The organism is Salinimonas iocasae, from assembly GCF_006228385.1.
Taxonomy (GTDB): Bacteria; Pseudomonadota; Gammaproteobacteria; order Enterobacterales; family Alteromonadaceae; genus Alteromonas; species Alteromonas iocasae.
This window is the reverse complement of the sequence record NZ_CP039853.1, coordinates 77547-101211: the sequence shown is the minus strand read 5'-3', so window position 1 is coordinate 101211 and position 23665 is coordinate 77547. Positions and strand designations below refer to the sequence as shown.

Annotated in this window: 29 protein-coding genes and 2 pseudogenes; 17 read left to right on the top strand and 14 right to left on the bottom strand. The window is 44.3% G+C overall.

Translation table 11 applies throughout. The annotated features are described in order from the left end of the window. Nucleotides 1-91: 91 nt before the first annotated feature. Nucleotides 92-502 (top strand): hypothetical protein, encoded by a 411-nt coding sequence (locus FBQ74_RS17705; protein ID WP_139758082.1) that lies wholly within the window; start codon nt 92-94, stop codon nt 500-502. A gap of 79 nt (nt 503-581) precedes the next feature. On the opposite strand, the gene FBQ74_RS17700 is transcribed toward FBQ74_RS17705, so the two are convergent. The 3 genes from FBQ74_RS17700 to FBQ74_RS17690 all read right to left on the bottom strand — a co-directional run bounded on the left by FBQ74_RS17700 (nt 582) and on the right by FBQ74_RS17690 (nt 2345). Then, a complete protein-coding gene (locus FBQ74_RS17700) occupies nt 582-1313 on the bottom strand; it encodes a hypothetical protein (protein ID WP_139758081.1) in 732 nt (243 codons plus the stop codon). Between the two features lie 268 nt (nt 1314-1581). Further along, entirely contained in the window at nt 1582-1872 is a 291-nt protein-coding gene (locus tag FBQ74_RS17695; RefSeq protein ID WP_139758080.1) for a hypothetical protein, read from the bottom strand. Continuing rightward, complete coding sequence (locus FBQ74_RS17690; RefSeq protein WP_139758079.1) at nt 1869-2345, bottom strand: hypothetical protein; 477 nt, start codon at nt 2343-2345, stop codon at nt 1869-1871. The genes FBQ74_RS17695 and FBQ74_RS17690 overlap by 4 nt, the downstream gene beginning before the upstream one ends. Before the next feature lie 146 nt (nt 2346-2491). Between FBQ74_RS17690 and FBQ74_RS17685 the strand changes: the two genes are divergently transcribed. The 12 genes and pseudogenes from FBQ74_RS17685 (at nt 2492) to FBQ74_RS19020 (ending at nt 12349) form a co-directional block, all read left to right on the top strand. Further along, on the top strand, nt 2492-4579 hold the full coding sequence (locus FBQ74_RS17685; protein WP_139758078.1) for a UvrD-helicase domain-containing protein: 2088 nt from the start codon (nt 2492-2494) through the stop codon (nt 4577-4579). Further along, nucleotides 4572-4898 carry a hypothetical protein gene (locus tag FBQ74_RS17680; protein WP_139758077.1) on the top strand — a complete coding sequence of 109 codons (327 nt, stop codon included), beginning with the start codon at nt 4572-4574 and terminating at the stop codon, nt 4896-4898. The genes FBQ74_RS17685 and FBQ74_RS17680 overlap by 8 nt, the downstream gene beginning before the upstream one ends. Before the next feature lie 106 nt (nt 4899-5004). Further along, on the top strand, nt 5005-5955 hold the full coding sequence (locus FBQ74_RS17675) for an IS30 family transposase (RefSeq protein ID WP_139758076.1): 951 nt from the start codon (nt 5005-5007) through the stop codon (nt 5953-5955). 1006 nt (nt 5956-6961) lie between these two features. Beyond that, nucleotides 6962-7389 (top strand): annotated as a pseudogene (locus FBQ74_RS17665) (MerR family transcriptional regulator). After that, nucleotides 7382-9625, top strand: a complete 2244-nt coding sequence (locus tag FBQ74_RS17660) for a heavy metal translocating P-type ATPase (protein WP_139758075.1) — start codon at nt 7382-7384, stop codon at nt 9623-9625. Before FBQ74_RS17665 ends, FBQ74_RS17660 begins: the two are co-directional and overlap by 8 nt. An 11-nt stretch (nt 9626-9636) precedes the next feature. Further along, the gene (locus FBQ74_RS17655) at nt 9637-10002 is read left to right on the top strand and encodes a cupredoxin domain-containing protein (RefSeq protein WP_139758074.1); all 366 of its coding nucleotides are present in this window, start codon (nt 9637-9639) and stop codon (nt 10000-10002) included. Further along, entirely contained in the window at nt 9999-10337 is a 339-nt protein-coding gene (locus FBQ74_RS17650; RefSeq protein ID WP_117316793.1) for a DUF2933 domain-containing protein, read from the top strand. Before FBQ74_RS17655 ends, FBQ74_RS17650 begins: the two co-directional genes overlap by 4 nt. Next, nucleotides 10330-10995: a methyltransferase family protein gene (locus FBQ74_RS17645; RefSeq protein WP_139758073.1), complete on the top strand. Its 666-nt coding sequence runs from the start codon at nt 10330-10332 to the stop codon at nt 10993-10995. Before FBQ74_RS17650 ends, FBQ74_RS17645 begins: the two co-directional genes overlap by 8 nt. After that, nucleotides 10979-11413, top strand: coding sequence for a hypothetical protein (locus FBQ74_RS17640; RefSeq protein ID WP_117316795.1), 435 nt, complete (start codon nt 10979-10981; stop codon nt 11411-11413). Before FBQ74_RS17645 ends, FBQ74_RS17640 begins: the two co-directional genes overlap by 17 nt. Beyond that, a complete protein-coding gene (locus FBQ74_RS17635) occupies nt 11406-11777 on the top strand; it encodes a cation transporter (protein ID WP_139758072.1) in 372 nt (123 codons plus the stop codon). The genes FBQ74_RS17640 and FBQ74_RS17635 overlap by 8 nt, the downstream gene beginning before the upstream one ends. A gap of 61 nt (nt 11778-11838) precedes the next feature. Next, a complete protein-coding gene (locus FBQ74_RS17630; protein WP_223858461.1) occupies nt 11839-12105 on the top strand; it encodes a DUF5676 family membrane protein in 267 nt (88 codons plus the stop codon). Nucleotides 12106-12187: 82 nt separating this feature from the next. Further along, the gene (locus tag FBQ74_RS19020; RefSeq protein ID WP_168190725.1) at nt 12188-12349 is read left to right on the top strand and encodes a hypothetical protein; all 162 of its coding nucleotides are present in this window, start codon (nt 12188-12190) and stop codon (nt 12347-12349) included. Nucleotides 12350-12420: 71 nt separating this feature from the next. Here FBQ74_RS19020 and FBQ74_RS17625 read toward each other — a convergent pair. The 5 genes and pseudogenes from FBQ74_RS17625 to FBQ74_RS17605 all read right to left on the bottom strand — a co-directional run. Next, nucleotides 12421-12750, bottom strand: a pseudogene (locus FBQ74_RS17625) (copper resistance protein B); the annotation flags it as partial. 184 nt (nt 12751-12934) lie between these two features. Then, on the bottom strand, nt 12935-14260 hold the full coding sequence (locus tag FBQ74_RS17620) for an APC family permease (protein ID WP_139758071.1): 1326 nt from the start codon (nt 14258-14260) through the stop codon (nt 12935-12937). 158 nt (nt 14261-14418) lie between these two features. After that, nucleotides 14419-15168, bottom strand: a complete 750-nt coding sequence (locus FBQ74_RS17615; protein WP_139758070.1) for a copper resistance protein B — start codon at nt 15166-15168, stop codon at nt 14419-14421. 9 nt (nt 15169-15177) lie between these two features. After that, complete coding sequence (locus tag FBQ74_RS17610; RefSeq protein ID WP_139758069.1) at nt 15178-16977, bottom strand: copper resistance system multicopper oxidase; 1800 nt, start codon at nt 16975-16977, stop codon at nt 15178-15180. 81 nt (nt 16978-17058) lie between these two features. Beyond that, nucleotides 17059-17448, bottom strand: coding sequence for a hypothetical protein (locus FBQ74_RS17605; RefSeq protein WP_139758068.1), 390 nt, complete (start codon nt 17446-17448; stop codon nt 17059-17061). 434 nt (nt 17449-17882) lie between these two features. Here FBQ74_RS17605 and FBQ74_RS17600 point away from each other — a divergent pair, with 434 nt between their 5' ends. The 3 genes from FBQ74_RS17600 to FBQ74_RS17590 are packed head-to-tail and all read left to right on the top strand — an operon-like array spanning nt 17883 to nt 19599. Then, nucleotides 17883-18236: a copper resistance CopC family protein gene (locus FBQ74_RS17600; protein ID WP_117316811.1), complete on the top strand. Its 354-nt coding sequence runs from the start codon at nt 17883-17885 to the stop codon at nt 18234-18236. A gap of 9 nt (nt 18237-18245) precedes the next feature. Further along, nucleotides 18246-19127 carry a copper resistance D family protein gene (locus FBQ74_RS17595; protein WP_139758067.1) on the top strand — a complete coding sequence of 294 codons (882 nt, stop codon included), beginning with the start codon at nt 18246-18248 and terminating at the stop codon, nt 19125-19127. A gap of 10 nt (nt 19128-19137) precedes the next feature. Next, nucleotides 19138-19599, top strand: a complete 462-nt coding sequence (locus FBQ74_RS17590) for a YybH family protein (protein WP_139758066.1) — start codon at nt 19138-19140, stop codon at nt 19597-19599. 81 nt (nt 19600-19680) lie between these two features. On the opposite strand, the gene FBQ74_RS17585 is transcribed toward FBQ74_RS17590, so the two are convergent. Continuing rightward, on the bottom strand, nt 19681-20412 hold the full coding sequence (locus FBQ74_RS17585) for a MauE/DoxX family redox-associated membrane protein (RefSeq protein WP_139758065.1): 732 nt from the start codon (nt 20410-20412) through the stop codon (nt 19681-19683). Next, entirely contained in the window at nt 20405-20935 is a 531-nt protein-coding gene (locus FBQ74_RS17580) for a DUF305 domain-containing protein (RefSeq protein WP_117316818.1), read from the bottom strand. Before FBQ74_RS17580 ends, FBQ74_RS17585 begins: the two co-directional genes overlap by 8 nt. Before the next feature lie 110 nt (nt 20936-21045). Between FBQ74_RS17580 and FBQ74_RS17575 the strand changes: the two genes are divergently transcribed. Beyond that, nucleotides 21046-21441, top strand: a complete 396-nt coding sequence (locus tag FBQ74_RS17575) for an ion channel (protein ID WP_117316821.1) — start codon at nt 21046-21048, stop codon at nt 21439-21441. 72 nt (nt 21442-21513) lie between these two features. Here the strand turns inward: FBQ74_RS17575 and FBQ74_RS17570 are convergent, their stop codons facing one another. The 4 genes from FBQ74_RS17570 to FBQ74_RS17555 all read right to left on the bottom strand — a co-directional run bounded on the left by FBQ74_RS17570 (nt 21514) and on the right by FBQ74_RS17555 (nt 23665). Continuing rightward, nucleotides 21514-22323 (bottom strand): IS3 family transposase, encoded by an 810-nt coding sequence (locus FBQ74_RS17570; RefSeq protein WP_269750732.1) that lies wholly within the window; start codon nt 22321-22323, stop codon nt 21514-21516. 23 nt (nt 22324-22346) lie between these two features. Beyond that, the gene (locus tag FBQ74_RS17565; protein WP_117316825.1) at nt 22347-22616 is read right to left on the bottom strand and encodes a transposase; all 270 of its coding nucleotides are present in this window, start codon (nt 22614-22616) and stop codon (nt 22347-22349) included. A gap of 175 nt (nt 22617-22791) precedes the next feature. After that, on the bottom strand, nt 22792-23163 hold the full coding sequence (locus FBQ74_RS17560) for a cation transporter (RefSeq protein ID WP_139758063.1): 372 nt from the start codon (nt 23161-23163) through the stop codon (nt 22792-22794). 49 nt (nt 23164-23212) lie between these two features. Next, nucleotides 23213-23665, bottom strand: a complete 453-nt coding sequence (locus tag FBQ74_RS17555; RefSeq protein ID WP_044447461.1) for a hypothetical protein — start codon at nt 23663-23665, stop codon at nt 23213-23215.

Genomic DNA, 23665 nt, shown 5'->3' with positions numbered 1-23665 from the left:
GTGTTATACCCTGCAGGCATAGTGTCTTCATCCAGAAATCCGATTAATTGTGATTATTATGTTCAGTTCGTCACTATTAACAGTAATTGCTTTGCAATCTGCCAGTGCAGGAAGCTTTTCTAGTGAAGTAAAACAAGCACAGGACAGGGTCGCACGGGCCCAGCAAGAGATAGTGCGAGCAGCAGAGCATTCAAAAGAGATTAAAAGTAGAACCCAGGGACTTATTGGTCGGTATAGGAATGACGAGGCCCCTGAAAAAGAAGGTTCGGTTGAGTATCAACTAAAGCCGGCCTATCACAACTGGCCTAAACCAAAAAAATATAGTACTTACCGGGATTATGATATTTACCTCGATTTTAGCGACGAAGCACATGTTACAAAGCTACAGAAGCAGATTAATAATTGGATAAAAGGTGGTTATTACATTATTCGTAGTGAGATTACAGATATTGAGGGTAGTGGTAGAAAAGGTTCACTTGAGAAGCTACGATTAGTTAAATAGCGAGGATAGATGATGTTAAAATATAATAAAAAGAAAGGGGCAAAAAAGAGCTCCCTTTCTATACTTCACTATTCGTTTTTCAGTTTTGTCTTTTCAATTCTCGATCTGCATGTTTCATCACCTTACATAGTTTTGCTGTGGCAGTCCAATTAGCTATATTTTCGATATCCTCACCATGCTTTTGCGATTCTTCAAGGATTCTTTCAAATCTAACCATATATTGTCGAATCATCAGACCGCCCGGACCGTCCGCATGGTTAAAGAGCTTGTCCAATTCTTCCAGATCTTTTGAAATAACGAGATATCTTTTTAAGTAATTTATGAATACATTGCAAGCGCCACGAGAATACTCATCAAGCAATTTAAAATATTTTCTTTCTCCATCCTCTTCTTCGTTTTCCTGTGAACGGATATCAACAAGAAGAGCTTTAACAGTATCTAAGGCTAAACTTTGCAAGTTCTTCTCTTCTAATTCAAACCGACGAAGAAAGTCAGCTCTAGCATTGGATCTATTATTTGCTTCCACCTCGGCTTTATTTGCTTCCATCTCTGCTCTTGCTGCTTGCAACGAAATATACTGAACACGTAATGTGGCGATTACAGCCAGCAATGACAGAAAAGCCACGATTGGTCCGACAACCCCACCATAGTAGCTACCGAAAGCTCCCCAATCAGCAGGTAAAGCTGAAGGCTTGAAGTCAGCGAAATTTAAATAATATGCTAACCCCGCTCCAATTATAGTGATACCGCCTACTAAGGCAGGCCATATTACACCAAGGTTTTTCTCATTTTTTTCATTGTTATTTCTCATAGCTAATACTCCTATAATTTTAATTTGCTATAAATTTACTTTAATTTTAGTTTTTATCGAAATTTATAATATAGATATTTGAGCATTTGCTAAGATAAACTCTTAACTTTACACTAAAACCCAATTATATTAATTCATTCAATTAATGCCTTTTAAAGTGAAACTTATAAATTTATATTATACATTTTAAATAATTGCAACAAAAATTTTAATTATTTTTTATATTTTCCTGGCCATGAAAAAATATATATTTAAAAATCAAAGAATTTTAATTTTGTTTAGACCTTAAATCTGAAGCTGCCTTATGACGGTCAAAAATCATTTTCAAATCCCAATTATTTAAATTCAATGAATATTGCCTTATCCCCAAGTTACATAAATATTTTGTTAATGTGCGTGGTTCTCTAAAACGTTTTATTTGACCATTACCTTTGTTTGTAACAAAGTGTCGAAACTGTCCCTGTATCACGATAACTAATAAATCACCGTTTGCGTCACCAATTACCTCAACTTCAGCATTTCGTGAATGAATGCGTGGGATAACATCACATAAATTCACTCCTTCACCCCCACAAATTTTGAGTCTTCGATGGAATAGAAACCACCAAGTACATATAGATAGTGGCGCTCTCTTACTCGAATAATATCTAAATGGGCTGTAGAGCGCTCTGAAGGTTCATTGACATCTATGTTTCGTGCCCCATTCAAGAACCATTGCATATTGATGGAAGTAGACAGTCGAACTGCTTCGACTGCAGAATCACATGTGATTATTGCTACGTGGGTATACCAGTTATTACAAAGTAGGTCTTTCGCCGCGTTGCCAATCTCTTTCCATGACTCTTTCAATAAACGAGGATCGTTTTCTCTGGCGGCCCTACGTATATCTCGCTTGTTTATAAGACGCCTAAAGGAACTAGATATCTGTTGATATTTATCTACAAGATGTTCAGGCACCTGGGTTTTTGTATCTTTAGACAGACGAAGTAACACTTCATATTTCAAATGGTAAATATCATAGGCTTCTGACATCTTTTGACCCGATGTTAAGTTTTCGCCAAATTATTATGAAAAATAATGATGCTTTGAACCTAATAATGTTGATAAATCGGGTTTCATATTTATAGCAGACCGCTACTGCTGCACTCTCTGTCCATTCAAGACAAAATCTACCTCCTATGGACTTTTCAGACGAACAACTCGAATTTATCGGTGCTCCTTTTGATAAAAGTACGCTTGTTATAGCTCCCCCTGGCTCAGGAAAGTCAATGACCACCCGTGCACGTGTTGCCTACATGATTATGAGTGGCGTTCCTGCAGAGAGCATACTGGTCACTATGTTTAATAAGCCTGCGGCAAAAGAATTTCGCCATGATTATAATAAGCTTAATGTAGAAGGCACCCCTACCATCCGGCACTATCATTCTTTGGGTTATAAGCTTTGTGAAGGCTTTATGAAGAAAGGCGTTCTGCCAACATGGAAGTTAGAAGTTCGTGAATTCATATGGCAAAAATTAGCGGTGGATGCTTTACGAAAAGCAATTGCCGAATTTGGTTCCACTGACATAGATATTTACGATAGCTCTGTTATCGATTCCTTCACAAGCTTCCTGGACTACTGCAAAAGTGACACTCAACCCAGCTCAGTGATGTTTGAGCGCCTTGGGCTGTCATCACATTTAGCGCCATTTAAGTTGGGTTTTGATATTTTCGAACAGACCAGAGCACATAACCAGATGCGCTCTTTTAACGACTTACTTTACGATGTTGTAAGGCTCATCAAACAGGACTCCCGTTGCAGTAACCTGATTGCTAACAGGCTAGACCAAATCATTATCGATGAGTATCAGGACATCAACCCTATTGTTCAGGACTTGTTTACTATCATGGCTGGCGAACGAGCAAAAACCACCGGCATTGGGGATGATGATCAAACAATCTTTGAGTGGCGGGGGAGCAATCCTCTCGTGATGAGTGAACATTGGGACCACAAATATCCTGACTCACAAAAGTTTACGTTAAAAACCACTTTCCGCTATGGCCACTCACTAGCAATGGCTGCAAATAACTGTATTTTTAATAACTCTAAACGGGCGATGAAAATGTGTTTGTCAGCACCATCTACCCCGAAGACTGAAATCAACATCGGTTATTATGCTCCCCCTTCTTTTGGTGCCGAGCCTTATACCGATACAAAGCAGGTTGCATTAGTAGATTCAATTAGGATGTTTATCAGCGAGGGAAACGCCTACTCTGATATCGCGATTCTACCGAGGCTGTATCAAGTAAGCCCTTTTATTGAATTGGCACTCTTTAGAGCCGGGATCCCCTACCAACTTTCGTCGGGTAAATCGATTTCTACACTGCCTGCATTTTCAGCATTCGAAGCACTGGCTAACTTATGCAAAGGTGGGAGCGAAATCGACGCCGCGGGTTTATTCTCTAAAGTATTGATGACACCAAACCCTGGGGTCAAAACTAATGTGGCCACGGCTTTCTTTGATTTATTCCGCAATGTGCAAACCGCCACTCCGGATGATGTCAAAGCTGTTATTCCAAACACAAAACCTTTCATTCACAAACGCGTTGCCAATAAAATTAACGCAATAAAAGAGTCTATCGAAAAAGCTACTCCATCTGAGGCCTTTCATGCCTACATCAATGATTACTTGATTGAAGAGCTTGAAAAGTCTTTGTCTCAGAAACAGTCTCGGTCGACTTCCCATACCATGGCATTAGCTCATGGATTTTTTGATTTAGCGCGGCAGGCCCCGACTTTTGATAATTTGCTTACGTCACTTGAATCTTTAAAGGCCGAAAGCAACAAATCAAATAATGCGGTTCGTATTATGTCTCAACATATGGCTAAAGGAATTACTGTGGGCATGGCAGTGATTCCCGCATGCTGTGAAACAATTAGCCCTGCAACAGTCTCTGGAAAAACCACAGACATCCAAGCTGAACGGCGCTTATTTTATGTGGCCATAACAAGACCAACCAAAAAGCTACTTCTGTTACTACCAAAAGATAAGGCATATCAAAAGGCTTACGAAAAAGAGTCAAGTCAGCCTCCCGATGGCAGCTTAGAAGAGTCAGAAAGTACCTCTCGATTCGTGTATGAAATGAATATAAAGGGGTCCCTTAGAGTGGCAAAAGAAATCCACCCAGATGCGGCCGGCCATCTGCCCACAACCAGTTCAGCTAAGAACTTTAATCAATATCTATCAAGCTTAAACCTATTTTTAAGAGTCAAAAACGATGCATGAAACTGAGCAAAGAAAAATTCCAAAATATGTTTCACCTGATTCTTCAATGGGCTTGTACCTCATTACCCGTAAACCTCGGTATTTGTGGAGCTTCATATTCGCACTGATAACATTTTTATGCCTCTTATTTGGTGGCATGCATTTTTTAATGGATGACGGTGATATGTCTGCTCAAGAAACTACGCAGTTAATGCTCAAATTTGTCATCGCTGGTTCCGGGACCATGAGTTTATCGAGTCTTTTTTACGGTGACATGAGAGGCTTCATCGGACTGGTCTTAGCCTGTTTTGCAGCAATCTTCATTTTTCAATTAGCGTAGGTCCCGAATTCAGATAATAAGTGCACCACTCATGGTTAAACGGTGAGAAGAGATCAACTGCCTGTTGGTGGTACTCTGTAATCGCCAAAAAACATGAGTAGTTACCATGAGATACAAGCAGTTGATCGAAGGGCAACGATACCAGATCGAAGCCTACTTACGCGAGGGTTTCAGCTATCGGGAGATTGGGAAGCGGTTGCAAGTTAGTCACAGCACCATTAGTCGAGAAGTCCGGCGCAACAGAATAAGGGACAATCACTATCTGCCCGAAGTCGCTCACGCTAAGACAGTAAAACGACGAGGTCAGGCTGCGAAATACAGTGTACCAGCGCTGACTATCACTTTCGTCGAGTTCGGGTTGAGCCAGAAATGGAGTCCTGAGCAAATCGCTGGCGTAGGTAAAATCATAGGGCATAGCGTCAGTCATGAATGGATTTATGGCTATATACAGCGCGATAAATTGCGCGGTGGAAAGCTCTTCAAGCAGTTGCGACATGGTCATCGGAAATACCGCAAAGGCAGCCGCGCGAAGCGCGTTATAATTCCGAACCGGATTGGCATTGAGTGCCACCCTGCCATTGTTAATAAGAAGAAACGATTCGGTGACTGGGAAGCCGATACTGTACTAGGCAAGAACGGTACAGGTGCCATCGTGAGCCTGGTTGAACGAAAAAGTAAGCTGTACCTGATACGCAAAGTGCCAGCGAAAACCGCGGCTGACGTGAGTCGCGCTATGGTTAGTATTTTATGGCGCTACCGCGGCCATGTTCGCACGATTACCGCCGACAATGGTGCTGAGTTAGCCGCCCATGAGCTGGTAGCGGATAAACTAAAAACGGACATCTATTTCGCTAACCCATACTCATCATGGGAATGCGGACTGAACGAAAACTTCAACGGGTTGCTGCGGCAATATATCCGTAAAGGTACAGACTTGCGGACGGTGACAGACAAGCAGATTGCTGCCGTTGAGCGTGCGCTGAATGCGAGACCAAGGAAATGCCTTGGGTTTAAACAGCCATCAGTCGTGTTCAACGAATTACGAAGAGCGGCTTAATTTAGCGAGTGGTGCACTTCGCAGTTGAATTCGCGTGATCATAACTTCCAGAAATAAATTCACTCAGCTTTTCTGATGTAACTATCTTTTGTCTATTGAGGAACATACATTCAACAATTTTGTATCTACTTGGGGTTAATCTGATAGAGCTATTATTGTATGAAAGCGTTTTGATCTGGATATTCAAAGTCAAATTGTTGATGGTAATTTGATCATTTGGAGAATTTGCAGCTCCTCTGACCTTTCCCCCGAACGTTAATATGGTTTAAGCCCTCTCTTGACCTTTGGCAGTACACTTGATAAATAAGCAATTATTCGGACATGCAAATTCATATCGATTACTGCCTGCCTAAATACAGGTATTAAAATTAAAAAAGTAATCTGATTATTGATCTAAATCAGAACATGTTTCTTTCCTTCAGACTATTATTGATGATCAGGGAGGGCGCATGTTCACCAAGCGTAATTGGCTAGAATTCGTTGTTATTTTTATGCTGCTAGTGCCGCATGGGCAGGCTGGTGCTTATACGTGTGAGTGTCCAGGTGATGATTCCCTCACAACTCAAGATAGTCTGTCTCACGCTCCTTCCGAAACGAATCCAATGTCTCCCCGTCAGCAGCATCTGAAAGCCGACAGCGATCATTGTGAAATGTGTGAGCCTGACAAATGTTTGTGCTGTGAAGGTTTGTATGCAGGCTGTCATATCTTAGTACTGACTCCAATTCATAATGACATTTGTTTCAAGGACGACTTTTACCTTTCACCGATAGCGACTGACGCTCAGTCACTTGCTTCTGGTTTTTCTGTCCCACCATTTCACCCTCCAATTACTTGTTAGCCACAGAATAGTTGCGCCTGAAACGCCTCAAAATAGGCTATCGGTAAAGAAAATAGCACCATTTCATTTTTACGCGCCAGGTAGTCAGGTAAGACTTGACCTGTGTGTAAGACATAGGTCTACGCTGTAAATCAAGATTATCGAATTAGAATAGCTGTGGAGCAAATATGATAGTTAATGATATCGCAAAATCACTGACAACAACCGCAGGTACCGTGCGCTACTACACGCGCTTAGGGCTGATAAAACCAGACAAATCAAACAACGGCTATAAATTTTATTCGAGTAAGGACCAATCAAGACTCAGATTTATTCTCAGTGCCAGACAACTGGGTTTTACCGTGAAAGATATTCAACAAATTCTGGAAGAGGCTGATCATGGTAAGAGCGCCTGTCCACTGGTTCGCAAACTCATCAAGGAGCGATTGGATGAAACTGAAAAACAGTTTAGCAAATGTTGCAGTTGAGAGAAAAAATGGAAGGTGCTCTGAAGCAGTGGGACTCGATGGCAGATAAAGCGCCAACGTCCCACATGGTGTGTCACCTTATTGAAAACATCAACAGTGAAGGTGCCGAGGAGGCGCAAAATGGGTAAGACGGCTTCCGAACAACAATTGATTATCGAAGGTGCAGGGTGCGCAAGTTGCGTTGGAAAAATTGAGACCACGCTCAAAAATACTCACGGCGTTGACCGTGCAGAAATGAACTTTGCAGACCGAACCGTGCTGGTCTCAGGCACTGCAGAGACAGAAGCGCTCATTACCGCAGTTGAGTCTGCTGGTTATAACGCGAAAGCACTGAATGATTCACATGGAAGTGACGGATTGGACGAGAAGGATGCCGCCGACTGGGCGTATTATAAAAAACTGATTAGAGACACAGTTATTGCTCTGTCGCTTGGCATACCTTTAATGATTTACAGCGTTCTGATAGGCGAAATGACCGTCGAAACGACTACGCAACGCATCGTCTGGCTTCTGGTTGGACTGCTGACGCTCGGAGTAATGTACTTTTCTGGCAGACACTTTTTCGTGGGTGCATGGAACAGCCTGAAGAACCATTCTGCCAATATGGACACGCTGATTGCGCTGGGTACTGGCACGGCCTGGGTGTATTCCATGCTCGTGGTCTTTATTCCTGACGTTTTTCCATTGATGGCAAGGCATGTCTATTTTGAAGCCACCGCTATGATCATTGGTCTGATTGATTTGGGGCTTGCGTTGGAACTGAAAGCACGTGGCAAAACCTCGGAAGCGATTAAGCGTTTGATTGGGTTACAAGCGAAAACAGCCACGGTCATTCGGGACAATAAAGAGGTCCATATTGCTATCGACCAGGTGCTTCTTAATGATGTCATCAAAGTCAGGCCCGGAGACAAAGTGCCGGTAGATGGTGTCGTCATCGAAGGCCACACGTCAATCGACGAATCCATGCTTACGGGGGAACCCATGCCGGTAGGAAAAGCACAAGATGATGAAGTCGTCGCCGGAACCCTCAATAAGTCAGGCATGATTTTGTTCAAAGCAACGCGAGTAGGCAAAGACACCGCGCTGGCGCAAATCATATCCATGGTTAAACGGGCCCAAAATTCCAAGCCCCCCATCGGGCGCCTGGCCGACGTGATCTCCTCTTATTTTGTTCCTGTTGTCATGATTATTTCGGTACTCAGTGCCCTGGCATGGTTGAATTTTGGACCTGAGCCAGCTCTGGCATTTGCTATCGTTTCAGCCACCACGGTATTAATAATTGCCTGCCCATGTGCGTTAGGGTTGGCCACACCTATGTCAGTAATGGTAGGGGTTGGCAAGGCCGCGGAAGCAGGTGTACTTATTCGCAACGGTGAAGCGTTGCAAACGGCTTCAAAGATCACCGCTATGGTACTGGATAAAACCGGGACCATTACGGAAGGTACACCAAAAGTCACCGACATAATTTTAGCCAATGCCAGTGATGAAAAGCCCGTGTTGCAATTGGCAGCCAGCCTGGAAAGTGGTTCGGAGCACCCCTTGGCAATGGCGATAGTAGAAAGTGCCCTCGACCAGGACGTTGAGCTGCTTAAAATTGAGGGATTTAACGCAATTACCGGGATGGGTGTTGAAGCCAGTTGTGAAGGGAAGGCTTTACTGTTTGGTAATAGTAAGCTCATGGCTAAAAACGAGGTGGGCATTGGTGAATACGCCGAGAAAGCACAAACACTGGCCAAAGAAGCCAAGACTCCGATGTATTTTGCTGTAGATGGACAACTGACTGCCATCATAGCGGTTGCCGACCCGATAAAATCAGACTCTGTCTCTGCCATCAAACGCCTGCAAGCCAATGGGACCCGGGTCATCATGTTAACGGGGGATAATAAGGAAACTGCCGCTGCCGTTGCAAATAAAGCGGGGATAAGCGAATTTTTTGCTGATGTATTGCCCGAAGAAAAAGCCAACAAAGTGCAGGAACTACAGGAGCAAGGAGAAGTAGTGGGCATGACTGGCGATGGAATTAATGATGCCCCTGCACTTGCGCTAGCTGATGTTGGCTTTGCCATCGGTACAGGAACAGACGTAGCGATTGAAAGTGCAGATATCACCTTAATGCGCGGTTCGCTTCATGGCCTGGCAGATGCAATAGCTGTTAGTAAGGCTACGTTGCGCAACATTAAGCAAAACCTGTTTGGTGCCTTTGTTTATAACGTAGCAGGCATACCTTTCGCGGCTGGCGCGCTCTATCCATTTTTCGGTGTGTTGTTAAGCCCGGTTATTGCTGGTGCGGCTATGGCATTTTCTTCGTTGACGGTGGTGTCGAATGCGAATCGGCTTCGCCTATTCAAGGCAAAAGACCACTAAGGAGATTTCTTATGATGATGATTAATATTGTCGGACTTGCGGTGATCGCACTGATTATTTGGTGGTTTTGGCTATACAAGCCTGAGCAAACAATAACTGACAGCAATGAAGTACTCATAGAAGTAAAAAATGGTGTGTACTCACCTGCTGCAATTCAGGTAAACGCCAACCAGTCGGTTACATTGAAGTTTTTGCGGAAGGACGAATCTCCCTGCTCTGAGATTTTACTGATCCCTACGTTAGATATTAGTGAGCAATTAAAGCTTAATGGTGTAACACAAATACACCTCTCAAGCATTCCACAGGGCGAACACGTCTTTCACTGCCAGATGCAGATGTATCGTGGTGTTCTAACGGTGGTAAAGGAGGAGTCATGAAAAACAGTCACCCCCGATTTTGGTCAACCCCCACGGGTTGGACGGCACTAGCGATTATCGCTGCCGCTACTTATTTTTTAATCTTCGAACATGGTCATCATGTCCTTCAGTTTCTTCCTTATCTGATATTACTGCTGTGCCCGTTCATGCACATCTTCATGCACCGTAGCCATGGTAAACATGGTCACGACCACGAACATTCTCCGGACAGTGAAAACAGGCGGCAGAGTTTTCAGGAATTGAGTGATAAGAACGCGGCTTATCGTGATGGATACATTGAAGGGGTAGAAGAAGGCCGCAAGGAAATGCATAAAAAGGACGATGGTGATGAATGACACATACGATTATGGCTTATGGTCAATGGTGATACTGAACTCAGCTATTTTTATCTTTTTTGCATTTAGTTTTGTGAAGCCCAAAACGTCCACCGATTGGCGAAGTCTGGGCATTTTTTCTGCTTTTGTTGTGGCCCTCTTTACCGAAATGTACGGATTTCCATTAACTATCTATTTCTTGTCAGGGTGGCTTACTGATACCTACCCGAAGGTGAACTTCTTCGCGCACGAAAACGGACACCTGTTACACACCTTCTTTGGTTTTGACGGTGATGCCCATTGGGACCCGTTTCATATCACCAGTATGGTGTTTATTGTTGCAGGCTTCTTTATGTTGTCTTCAGCGTGGAATGTACTGCACCACGCTCAGAAGAACCATCAGTTAGCTAAAGCTGGATGGTATGCGCGTTGTCGCCATCCTCAATATGTAGCCTTCATTCTGATCATGTTTGGCTTTTTGTTGCAATGGCCAACCATTCCCACATTGGTCATGTTCCCTATTTTAGTTGTTGTGTATGTACAGCTGGCTAAGCATGAAGAAGCTTTAGCTATTTCTGAATTTGGCGAGGAGTATGTGAATTATATCAACACGACACCACGCTGGATCCCAAACCTGAACGTTAAATTAAAAGGTGAAAACCATGAAAAAACTCACTAAATCAATCATTTTTTCAACGTCATTACTAATGGCGGCAACTGCACCAGCGCAAAGCATGAAAGGGCATGAGCACCAGGGCTCAGACAAGCAAGACATGCAAATGGGAATGAATATGTCTGGCAAAGATATGCATATGATGCATGCGAAAATGAAAGCGATGAAGGAAGAAGTTCATGCTATCAAAGAAGAAAAGGACCCCGTTAAGCAGCGTGAGATGATGAAAAGCCATATGCAATCCATAATGGGAATGATGCATATGATGCATGAGAAAATGAAAAAACAACCCATGCAAACCCAGGTTAATATGGCAGAAAAGCATCTCAAAATGATGGAAATGATGATGTCAAAAATGGAGGACAATCATTCGCCTATGTCAGAAAAAAGTCAAACTAACACTTTAGGGGGAGACCATGAGTGATTTAGATCACAGAGTAGGTGTCAGAGAAGCTAATTTAGTCATTCGCAATTTACGGCTCAGCAATGTCAATGAGGCAAATTGCGATGCACTAATTGGAGAAGTTGATAAGCTCTTTGGCATCGATGATGTGAGTTACAACATCAAAGAGGGTGTTATTCACTTGGCATATGATGCGACACATATAAATTTGGATGGTATTGAAGAAGTCATTCGAAGACATGGTGCCGACCTTCACAATGATTGGTGGACACACACGAAAGAAGGTTACTATCAATTTGTCGACCAGAATATCAAAGACAATTCAACACACAAAGCGTGGAGTTGTCATGCAGTGCCGCCGGGATCCCACAATAAGCGTAAATGAACTCAATGCGCTATATGCTCTCTCGGAATCAACATAGGGGGAGCCCAGTTAAAGGAGATAAATGATGAAAATTCAAGAAAATGCCTTTGTCATAGCTTGTGCGGCAGCGTTTGCGATTATTTGGATTGTGTGTTCCTTATTCGTCATGGCGTTACCGAACATGATGTCTGATATGACAGGCAAAATGTTACACACAGACTGGCAAGCCATGAGGTGGCACATGTCGGTATTGGGTGTATTGATAGGAGGCGTTCTTTGGGCGTTTCTGGCCGGTATATTGGGTTGGTTTATTGCCAAAATTTATAATATGCAGCTTCAGAATTCATGACTAAATAAATGCACCGCTTTTGAAATATTAAGTCCGGAACAGTATTTGCTCTTTTATGCTTTTAAGTAAACAGTGAGGCACTATGATCACCAGCAATACAGAAAACGGACTGCAGAAAGCCACGCAATTACTCAATCAGCCAAGTACGGATAAACAGGTCTGTAAGCAACCATCTGAGTCACAGAAGCAAGGGCAAGAGTTTACTGAAATAATGGGTAAAATGAAGCTGCAACAAGGCGGTTAAAGGGTGCCACGTGAAGAAATAACCGGCAATAAAATGCCGGTTACTTCCGTTCTGGCCTAGCCCTCTCAGGACTAGATCCTGGCTCCGATTACCACGCCAGTTTCACTGGTTGACTCGCCATCAGCTTTTAACGCGTTAGCCACTTTAGCCAAGGCTTTGCTGTAATAAACGCCGATATAGAGCGCTGTTTCCCGTGTAATCTCATGGCGGTAACACAAGCCGATACGAATGTTACTCAGCCCGCTTTGACGGTTGTATTTTTCCGAGTCAGTGAGGTTCGCTACAACTTCCAGGCGTGGTTGCAGACAGGAAACCTGACTTAACTGCCATTCATACTCGGTTTCATTGATAAACTGCATGCCACCGTCTTCGTTAATACGAAGTGAGTTTTCCATTCTTAATCGGTAGGGGCTAGTTCAGGAGGAGAGGACATCAGGGCTAAAGAGTGATGCCCTGACGTCCTGATGTTCTGATGTTCTGATGTTCTGAAGGAAAAGATTAGCCGCTAAAAATTCACAACTTTCTATTAAAAGGAAAACTTATCCTTATTAGAAACCTGCTAACCTTCCAACTCAATGACTCACATCAGTTATAATTTTTGTCATGTTCTTCATACACATGTAGTTTTAAAAACCATTTCTCAGCCGCGAATACAATAAGTAGTCCGGCCACAGAAACCCATACAATGAAGATATCTGACTTTGCTTTCACCCACAAAAATGAAAAAAGTACAACAATATCCAGAATAATTGCGCTCACTAACACCCAGGCTTTAGCGTGCACTTCATCGCGTAAATGCTTAAATACCCCCCAATGGATGAAAATATCCATTACGAGATAAAAAACGACTCCGATCGAGGCTATACGGCTTAAATCAAAGAATATGGTCAGAAATATCGCGATTACCAACGTATAAATTAGGGAATGTCTTCTTAAATCTCCCGGTAATGAAAAATGACGGTGAGGCACAAGCTGCATCGATGTAAGCATTGATAGCATGCGAGATACTGCAAATACGCTCGCAACGACGCCAGAAGATGTGGCTATGATAGCAAACGCTATAGTGAACCATGCGCCATACTGACCGAAGGCGGGTCGTGATGCTTCAGCAAGAGAGTAGTCTTTTGCCTTTATGATTTCGTCAATTGATAGGTTTGCACCTACTGCAACCGCCACAAAAACATAAAGGACCACACAGATCGAAATAGAAATGATTATGGCCCTTCCTACATTTTTTTCCGGTTGCTTTAGCTCTCCGCCGCTGTTAGTGATTGTCGTGAATCCTTTGTAGCCCAAAATACCCAGTGCCACTGCTCCTAGAAATCCTGTTGCGCTGGTTTCCTGCGGTTGAGCCGATACACTTTCAAACGACAAACCGGTTGCCCAAAGCCCACCTATTGCCAAAATCGCTAGCCCTGCGATTTTTATAAAGGCCATAATGAATGAAAGCGTCTGAATGAATTGGTTGCTTAGAATATTGGCAATGAATGCAACAATAAGAAGACTCACGCCAAGCGCGGGAATGAGCCACTCAACTTCCTGGGAGTCAAACAATTGCAGGACATAGGTGCCAAAAGTACGGGCAACCAGACTTTCATTGATAACCATGGAAAAAAACATCAGCAAAGCACAGGCACCGGTCATTAATCCTCTTCCATATGCTTTTTGTAAGAACATAGCTATACCACCTGCTGAGGGGTATTTTTGTGCCATTTTGACGTAACTGTATGAGCTAAACCCTGTGATTATTGCTGCTACAAGAAATGCAAAAGGAAACCATGTGCCAGCCAGTTCAGCAATTTGACCGGTTAAGGCAAATATACCTGCGCCAATCATCACACCGGTTCCCATTGACACCGCGCCCCAGAGACTTAACGAATCTTTATTGCTTGAATGCTCGTGATCATTCATTGTTGGTTACCCCTTGTGTCATCTGAACCAAAGCAGTCGCAGAAGTAGTTTGCTGCGGTCACGGAAAAATTTGCCCAGCAAAATAGAAGTTCGACGGTGTTACATGAAGAAATAACCGGCAATGCAATGCCGGTTATTTCCCTTCTAGCGTAGGCCACTTAAAACCAAATTCTTGCACCTAACACTACGCCAGTCTCACTGGTTGGCTCGCCATCTGCATTTAACGCATCAGCCGTATTACCTAAGGCTTCGCTGTAATAAACGCCGACATAGGGCGCTATTTCCCGTGTAATCTCGTGACGGTAGCGTAAGCCGATACGAATATTACTCAGCCCACTTTGACGGTTATATTTTTCCGATTCGGTGAGGTTCGCAACAATTTCTAGGCGTGGTTGCAGATAGGAAACCTGACTTAACTGCCAGTCATACTCGGTTTCATTGATAAATTGCATGTCACCGTCTTCGTTAATACGAAGTGAGTTTTCCATTTCAAACCAATAGGGGGCTAACCCCTGATAACTGATCACTGCATAGTTTTCCATGTCAGCATCTGATGCCAGTTCGCCTTTCGTTCCCAAACCAACCTGCACAGACCAGAATGCAGAGACCAGATAGCCATACAGTACTTCGGCGCGTTCCAAATCCGTCGGCATTCCATCGTTTTGTGTATTTTCGCCTTCGCTTTTAAACACGAGTCGGTGATAATCGCCGCCGTACCAAGCCTGCATGTCCCATACAGCTATGTTTTGTTGCTCATCATTACGGGTATACTCAAGTCGATCAAACAGTACCTGCCCAAAATTTTCATCCGGAATGGGAGATGGCCAGTTGTCTTTTGATTGAGCCAGAGCGGTGTCACTAAAACCAAGAGTAGAGGCTATAAGCCCTGCTGCTAATACCTGTTTCATATTCACCTCCTATGCGACCTGAACAACACGAAACATCCCTGCTTCCATGTGGTAAAGCAGGTGACAATGAAAGGCCCACTCCCCGGGAGCATCTGCGCTGATTTGCAACGATACTTTCTCACCGGGCTTGAGGCTTATAGTGTGTTTTCTGGGCCTCGGATACTGGCCGTTTTCCAGTTCCATCCACATACCGTGCAAATGAATGGGGTGATCCATCATAGTGTCGTTAACCAGAATCAGACGAAGCCGCTCTCCGTAGTTAAAACGGACATACCCATCTACTTCACTGAACTTCTTGCCATCGAACGACCACATGTACCGTTCCATGTTGCCGGTTAAATGAAGCTCGATTTGGCGCTCAGGCTCTCGCTCGTCAGGCCATGCATGCTCACCTACCAAATCAGCATAAACCAACACACGATGAGAGCTGTTTTCGAGACCTATGCCCGGCTCGTCTAAACGCGGTCGTGGATTTTGTGCGATCATGGCGGCGCCTGGCCCGTGGCCCTCTTCACTATGGACAATGTCTATCTTTTCTACTGGCAGAACTCGTGAAGATTTCATATCGCCCTTCATCATGTCACTGTGCATTGTATGCTCGCCATGCTGGCCCATCTTCTTCATGTCCATTTCTGAAGAAGCCATACCCTTTTTCATGTCTCCAGACTGTTGCATGTCCATACCATCCATTCCCATCGCAGCCATGCCGCGCTCGGTGATGGTTCGTTGTGGAGGCACCGCTGCGGTCAGACCTAAGGATGGTGTGAGCGTGCCACGAGTATAGCCACTTCTGTCAAAGCTCTCGGCGAAGAAGGTATAAGCCTTTCGCTCTTGTGGTTGGACAATGACATCGTACGTTTCTGCTACTGCAATTCGGAATTCATCCACATTGACCGGCTTAACCGGCTGACCGTCAGCGGCAACTACCGTCATCTCCAGCCCTGGAATACGAAAATCAAAATAGGTCATTGCAGAGCCGTTGATGATCCGCAAACGAACTTTCTCACCAACATTAAACAGCGCCTGCCAGTTATCCTCTGGGGTGCGGCCATTCATAAGGTAGGTGTAGGTGCTGCCCGTCACATCCGCGATATCACGAGGACTCATGCGCATCGCGCCCCACATGGCGCGCTCCCTCCATGTCTCGGCAAGTCCTTCTTTCTCAACATCTTTCAATGTGTCGAAGATAGTTCGCTTTTGATAATTGTAATAACCCTCAGCCACTTTCAGTTTTCTCATCACATCGTGAGGGTCTGCGAAGGTCCAGTCGCTAAGGATGATAGTGTGTTCCCGATCCGCGCCGATATCGCCATCGGCAGGCTCAACAATCAGCGGACCTAGGTGGCCCCGCTGCTCCTGAAGACCGGAATGACTGTGATACCAGTACGTTCCGTTTTGCTCTACATCAAATGCATAATTAAATGTTTGACCGGGCTTGATCCCGGCAAACGAAACGCCTGGCACACCATCCATTCCAGCGGGCAAAATAATGCCGTGCCAGTGTATTGAAGTGTCCTGCTCCAACTGGTTAGTGACATTCAGTTGAGCACGTTGACCTTCCTTTAGCCTTATTAACGGCCCCGGCATCTGGCCATTTATAGTGATCGGTAAACCGGTTTGTGAGCCTATGGCTAAATTGGCCTCAGAAATTGTCAGGTGTTTGATGTCGCCGGTCAGTACCTGGTCTTTAAAGTGACGTCCTGCTGGCGCAGCCCAGAGTGGACTGACGTTAGTCAGGGCCGTCGCTGCGCTCGCAGTCATTGCGCCAAGCACGAATCTGCGACGACCATCATTAAATGAATTACTCATAATGTTAACCTTCAAAAGTGAATATACGCAGGCTGATAAGCTTCAACCTGAGAAAAATATCTTGTTGGAGATATCCGAAGGTCAGGCTATTGGTGGTCGATATGGAGGTGTAGAAATGCTTACAGGAACGGACAGAGCAATAAACTCATATTGCTCTGAATATTTTACCGCTAATTCGTCTTGTGAAGAATAAATCGACGCTGAGCCATGCTGACAATTTGCCATAAAACATAGGCAACCGTCCTCGCAACAATCTGAACTGCCTTTACGCGACGTGTGCATATGTGCTTTTTTCTCTGACAGCGGTTTATTTGTTACCCCGATGGTATGCTTATCTGCATGACTGGCGTTTTGTAGTAACATTTCCACCGAGACGGTCTGTTGACCTGATTCTTCATCACACGCACTTACCGGCAACGCTAGCGCTGCCAGGGAAATGACAATACATGTGAAAAGAATCTTTATACTCATGGGTAGGAAGCCTACTCCTCTGATTTTCGTAGCGTTTTATTAACGATGTAGTTTAAAGTATAGAGACAGATTTTCTGCTTTCAACACTTATATGAACTTTTGTTCATATACGCAAAACTATCAAAACAGATCTCAAAAAATCGATAACGAATTTCAAATTCCAACTGTAATAAGGTTGTAATTTAGTATTTGAAGCCTCTATTTATCCAAGTGAAAAATTCCAGCATGCTTTTCACGCAAAATCACTGTTGACTAAGTTGAAGCGACGGGGCTGCCATATCTTTAAAAACAGGAAGAAATAGTAATAAAATTTGCGTACCCTAGTCAGGGTGGGGATTAAACGGTGGTGATACCGAGAAAATACTCGCACCTATCGCTAGATTTTAGTCCACAAGACAGTGGACTAAAGAGCAATAAATAGAGAAGAGGTAGATATGCAAAACATTCTTAAAATTGGGTTAGCCCTTATGCTCATGTTCAGTGCAGGGGCAATTGCTCACGGTGATGTGATGCTTGAAAGCAGCTCACCATCAGACAATGCAATGTTGATGAGTGCCCCTGAGCAACTGACGTTAACCTATTCCAAACCATTACGATTAATGAAAGTAAGCATTACGGGCAATGAGGCCGGTGAGGTCGACTTTGCTTTCACACCAGCATCAGGAAAGCAGGCTGCTTACACCTGGCAATTACCTGTTTTGAAACCAGATACTTACACTGTTGAGTGGATAGCAATGGGCGGGGACGGCCATAAAATGAAAGCGACATTCTCTTTCATGGTTCACTAAGCGAAACCTATGGAATTAATTCTTTGGAATGCAGCCATTGTTGTTTCTAAAGCCGTATTCTACGTAGGTTTTGCCAGTGTAGTCGGTTTTGCTTTCTTTATGCACAGGCCAGCCCAAAACCGCGCTTTTTGCAAAAATGTTGTATATCACGTGGTGCCTTTACTGGCGCTCTCTTTTTTCGCTTCTGCGCTGTGGTTTTTTGCCAAAACCGGCGCATTTTCTGAAAGTGGTCTGCAAGGGGCGTTTGACCCCATAATGCTTGAAGTAATGTGGGACTCTCCTGTGGGAGATGTCACTCTGGTCAGAATGCTGATGTCTGCACTGGCGATACCTCCATTGCTTCTGGCGTTAGTCAAGCGAGTCAACTTTGTTGCTGTTAGAGCGATGCTGTCTGTACTGATAATATACGGCCTGTATAGTTTTACGCTTATCGGACACATTGCAGAAAAAGGACTCATCGATAAACTCATTTTGGCAACGCACGTCGCTATTATGGGTTGGTGGTTTGGCGCTTTGTTACCGCTGAGAATGTCATGTAAGAGCTTCTCGGTAGAGGACACAAAAAGTATCATGACTGACTTTGGCAGGATGGCAGGGTTCCTCGTGACCACACTACTCCTTATTGGTGTCTACATGGCGATAAAGCTATTTACGTCACCAGGAGATCTGATTCAATCTCAGTATGGTCTTATCTTTTTGGGCAAGATGTTAGTAGTAGGTTTATTGCTATTACTTGCTGCACGTCACCGCTTTATTCTGGTGCCCGCAATGGAGGATGCCGACGACAAAGCGCAACTGAAACGCTCCATAAATATTGAAATAGTTTTAGCCTCCGCACTGCTGTTAATTACTTCGGTATTAACCAGTGTGGTTGGGCCCCAGTTTAATTAGGAAAATAATAATGCGAAATCTGTTAGTGGCATTCATCTTAGCAGCCGCCTCACCATCCCTTTTCGCCCATGGCAACAAACCCGATGAGCACCAGTCTAAACTATCAGGCAGCGAGACCGTGCCGGGCCAGGTCGTATTGGCTTTTCATAAAGCCTTGCGAGAGCAGAATGAAGTCACAGCGAAATCATTGCTATCAGATGACGTCATAATTGTTGAAGGTGGTGGTATCGAGCGCAGCGCTCAGGAATACGCGTCACATCATATGCTGTCTGATATGAAGTTTGTCAGCACGTTGTCTTCAGAGCTTCGGGAGCACAAGGTGACAGAGTATGGCGATTCAGCCACATCACTCTCGGTGTCTAAAAACACCACGGAGTCGGGTAAAACATACCGCTCGTATGAAACAGCGATTCTGACGAAGCGTAATGGAAAGTGGAAAATAGCACACTTGCACTGGTCAACGGCAAAATAAGTGAGTGGCTGTTTGAGGTCTAAGCGTTACTCGGCAGCCTCTGAGCATGAATTCAGAGGCGCGCCGAAAAGACCAGCGTTATTACAACAGCGACATAATTAACGCGCCAACAATCATAAACAGGTTTTCAGAGAGCGATACAAATCCCAGCGGGACATTACTGTCACCGCCTACACAGGCACATTTTAGTTCACGCTTATCAACATAAACCGCTTTAAAAACGGATATAGCACCAACCGTTCCGATGAACAAAGAGAATGGTGCAACAGCGAGAGCGGGCAACTGCGCGACCATTCCAATTCCTGCGTAAGCCTCGATAAATGGATAGATGTAGCCATAGCGCAACCACTTCATCGCCAATAGGTCATAGGTGATAAATGAGTTAGTAAAGCTATACAAATCCTGAAGCTTTTGTACCGCGAGCAGTGTCATGGAAAAGGCAATAAACAGCATAAGGGTTCTTATCGAGATGAAATCGCCTGAAACAGCGAACTGAAATGCCAGAGACAGCAGGGCAGCCACAGAAAAAATAGCAACAACCGGCGTGTAGGTTGTCCCTGTCTGACCTGCCTCGCCCTTATCGAAATGCTCCCGAAGCTCGTCATATCCCCCAACACGTTCATTATTAATAAACGTTTGAGGTGTAGTCTCGACGCCATGTTTCTCTTTAAATTTATCGGTTTCTTTACGAGAGGTAAGGTGGTGATCTTCTACTGAGAAGCCCTCACGCTCCAGCAAATCTTTCGATCTTAATCCGTAAGGGCATATATGTTCGTCAGTTACCATGCGATACAGGATTGCTGTCTTACTCATTTTGCTCTCCTTTACTCAGTTTACCCTGAAATTCTGGGAGCGGACGTTGCTCGGCCTCGGCCTGAGACGTTACTTTCCCATTTTCAGAAATATCTTTAATCAGCCATTCCATTTCTTTAATTTCTTTTCGTTGCGCTTTGATGATTCCGTCCGCCAGTTCACGCACACGCACATCCTTTAATTTCGAGCGCTCACTGGTAAGAATGGCGATGGAATGGTGAGGGATCATCGCTTTCATGTAAGCAGTATCAGAAACTGTACTTTGGGAACGAACAAGGTAGAGACAAACGGCGAAGAGTACTGCTGCCAGCAAGAAAATCGCGACGTTAAGCTTTTTGTTATTGTACATACCAAGCATAAACGCCAGCATGACGATTGCCATGCCCGCCCCCATATACAGCGCCATATAGGTTCTCGTTTCACTGAACCATACATGGGAGACTGCGTAAGTGTTCAGATACATCATAATGAACATCGCAATCGTTGATGTAATGATCATCGCAGCAAATTTTGAGTATTTCATCTGTAATCCTTACTTAAGAAGAAACTAATTTGTGTAATATCCTCTCACCTTAAGACAAAAAGGGAGCGAATGTAGGATAGTTCAAAATCCGTACCATCGAAGGGAATGTTATGATTACAGCAATAATTATTAGTGCGCTAACTCTTTTAGTGAGTGTGGCTTTGCACGTTTTTAATATATCGGTAGTTGCCGATAGCGCTATCAGGAAACTGGACAAAGTTTGGATAAAAACACAGGTCGTGGTTTTTATTGCCATCTGCAGCCAGCTTCTACTCGCGATCATTTTTGCACTGGCCTATGAAATTGGACTTGGTCTTGAGTTAGGAGGCTTTAAGCAGCCAGCTACGACGGTCGATATTTTTTATTTTTCGTTGACGACGATTACTACACTGGGCCTCGGAAGTATTGAGCCGACTGGACATTTACGAATGCTTGCAGGAGTCGAATCAGCTACAGGATTTCTCTTAATAAGCTGTTCGGCATCGAAAGTGTTCAGGCTCATGTAGCAACTGTAATTTATTTCAATTCAACATAGAGCAACTTACCCGACCAGCACAGACATAAGCTCGACTCGCTTTTCACTGGGACAACCAACACCAATGGAATTTACAAAACTCCATAGGTGTTAACTGGTTTAATGAGCGGTGTGGTCGACAGTGATTGTAGTCTTCACGCCATTGCTCAATTCGTTGGCGAGCCTCCGCCAAATTGCGGAACCAGTGCTGGTTCAGACACTCATTCCTCAGTTTACCGTTATAACTTTCTATAAACGCATTTTCCGTAGGCTTTCCCGGCCGGATATATCTAACGTCCAGATTATGTTGCTGTGACCAGGCTAAAAATGCCCGGCTGGTTAACTCACTGCCATGGCAGATCAGTTGTTCGGGTAACCCGCGCGCTTCTCTGATCCGTTCAAACAGGCGAATAATACGCTCACTGCTTAAGCTGTTATCGACTTCTACGGCAATGGCCTCGCGAGTATACTCATCAACCAGATTAAACACGAGGAACTGGTTGCCGTTGAACAACGCATCGTGTACGAAGTCCATGGACCAGCGCTGCATCGGTTTCGTCGCCCGTTCAAAGGGGACTTCGCGCTGAGGGCCAACCCGACTTCGCCTTTTACGGCGTGGGATCTGAAGTCCCAGTTCTGCGTAAAGGTGCTCGACGCGCTTGTGGTTAACTGCCCCAAATTCGCGCCGAATAAGGACCGTTAGGCGTGGACTGCCGAAGCGCAGACGCTGCTTCGCCAGCGCACACAGACGCTCGCTGATGGCCTGATTGAAGCTACTGGGCTTAGTCTGATAGCGCCACGTCATACGGTTCAATCCGGCTAAATGGCATGCCCGGCGTTCGCTAATCTGAGTATAGGTAAGCATATGAGCCACTGCCTGGCGACGATGCGCGCGACTCAGTGATAGTTTCCCGCGAGGGCTGCCTTCAGTGCCTGAATATCCAGTTCTTTTTCACCAAGCAACTGCTTAAGCTTACGGTTTTCCTCTTCCATCAGCTTGAGTCGCTTGATATCACCTGATTCCATACCACTGTATTTGGACTGCCAGCGATAAAACGTCTGCTCACTGATCCCATACTGACGACAGATATCAGCGACTTTCATACCCGACTCTTTGGTTTTCAGGATCTTGACGATCTGTGTCTCGTTGTATTTTGACTTTTGCATTGTCGTTTCCTCTTTCTTTCAGTTTAGAGAAAACTCACATCATCGGTGGATTAAATTAGTGGGGAAACGTCACAGGGTCTATATGATCACGACTAGGACTGATCGTCAAATCGATCCATTATTTAACTGCTTAATAACTGTTCACGATCTCGCCCTGGGGGAAAGGTCAGTTAAACTATTTCTTTTTATGACTTTTCCCCGGTGGAACGGGATGGCAGCTCCACGGTTTATGTTTCGCATTTTCCCTAATATTTTCGTCAACGAATTGGTAGTAGCCTTCTTTCATCTTTGTCCAAAAATCATCAGAAATGTCTGCACCGTGTGCACGAATGATTGTCTCAATGCGATCTAAATTGCAGTGGGTCGCGTCATAGCCGATATGCAAAGTGTTTTTGGCTTCTTCAAATGAAACGGCATCAATACCAAAGGTCCCATCAATTTCAGCAACAATTGCTAATAAATTACCGTCGGTAATGCCGGTTAACTTCAAATGCCGTACCACTAAATTAGCCTCAGAAACGCCCACTCTGTGATCTAAATCGCTCATACTTTTCTCCTATAAATTAATTTCCTACACAGTTATGTCAGTCACGTCTCTAATTACTTAAAACGCTATTGGCATTAACCACTTGCTGCATTAACGATCGTAAAACTGTCATTCTTTGTTCTATTAACAACAAATGTTCATCTATCGAGTTCCCCATCACAACAATGTCGCTTGCTGATATGCCGCTTTCGATAAGAACAAGACTTCTTTGCAGGCCTTTTCTATATGTCTCTTTTAATCGTATCTTTTGTTCAGTATTAGATTCACTTTGGATCCTCTTCTCAATACTCGTTAAGTAGGTATCCATCATCTTCATATGCTCAACAATCAACGTTTGCCTCTCAGAAACGTCATTGATCCGTTGGATGCGTTGCATTAATGCATCCATGACGCGCTCGTTACTGCGTAACATCTCATCGGCACTCATGGATGTCTGAGCACTCGTAAAGGTAGCGGATAAAACGCCTGCGACAAACAATATTGAAACTAATGCTTTCTTCAT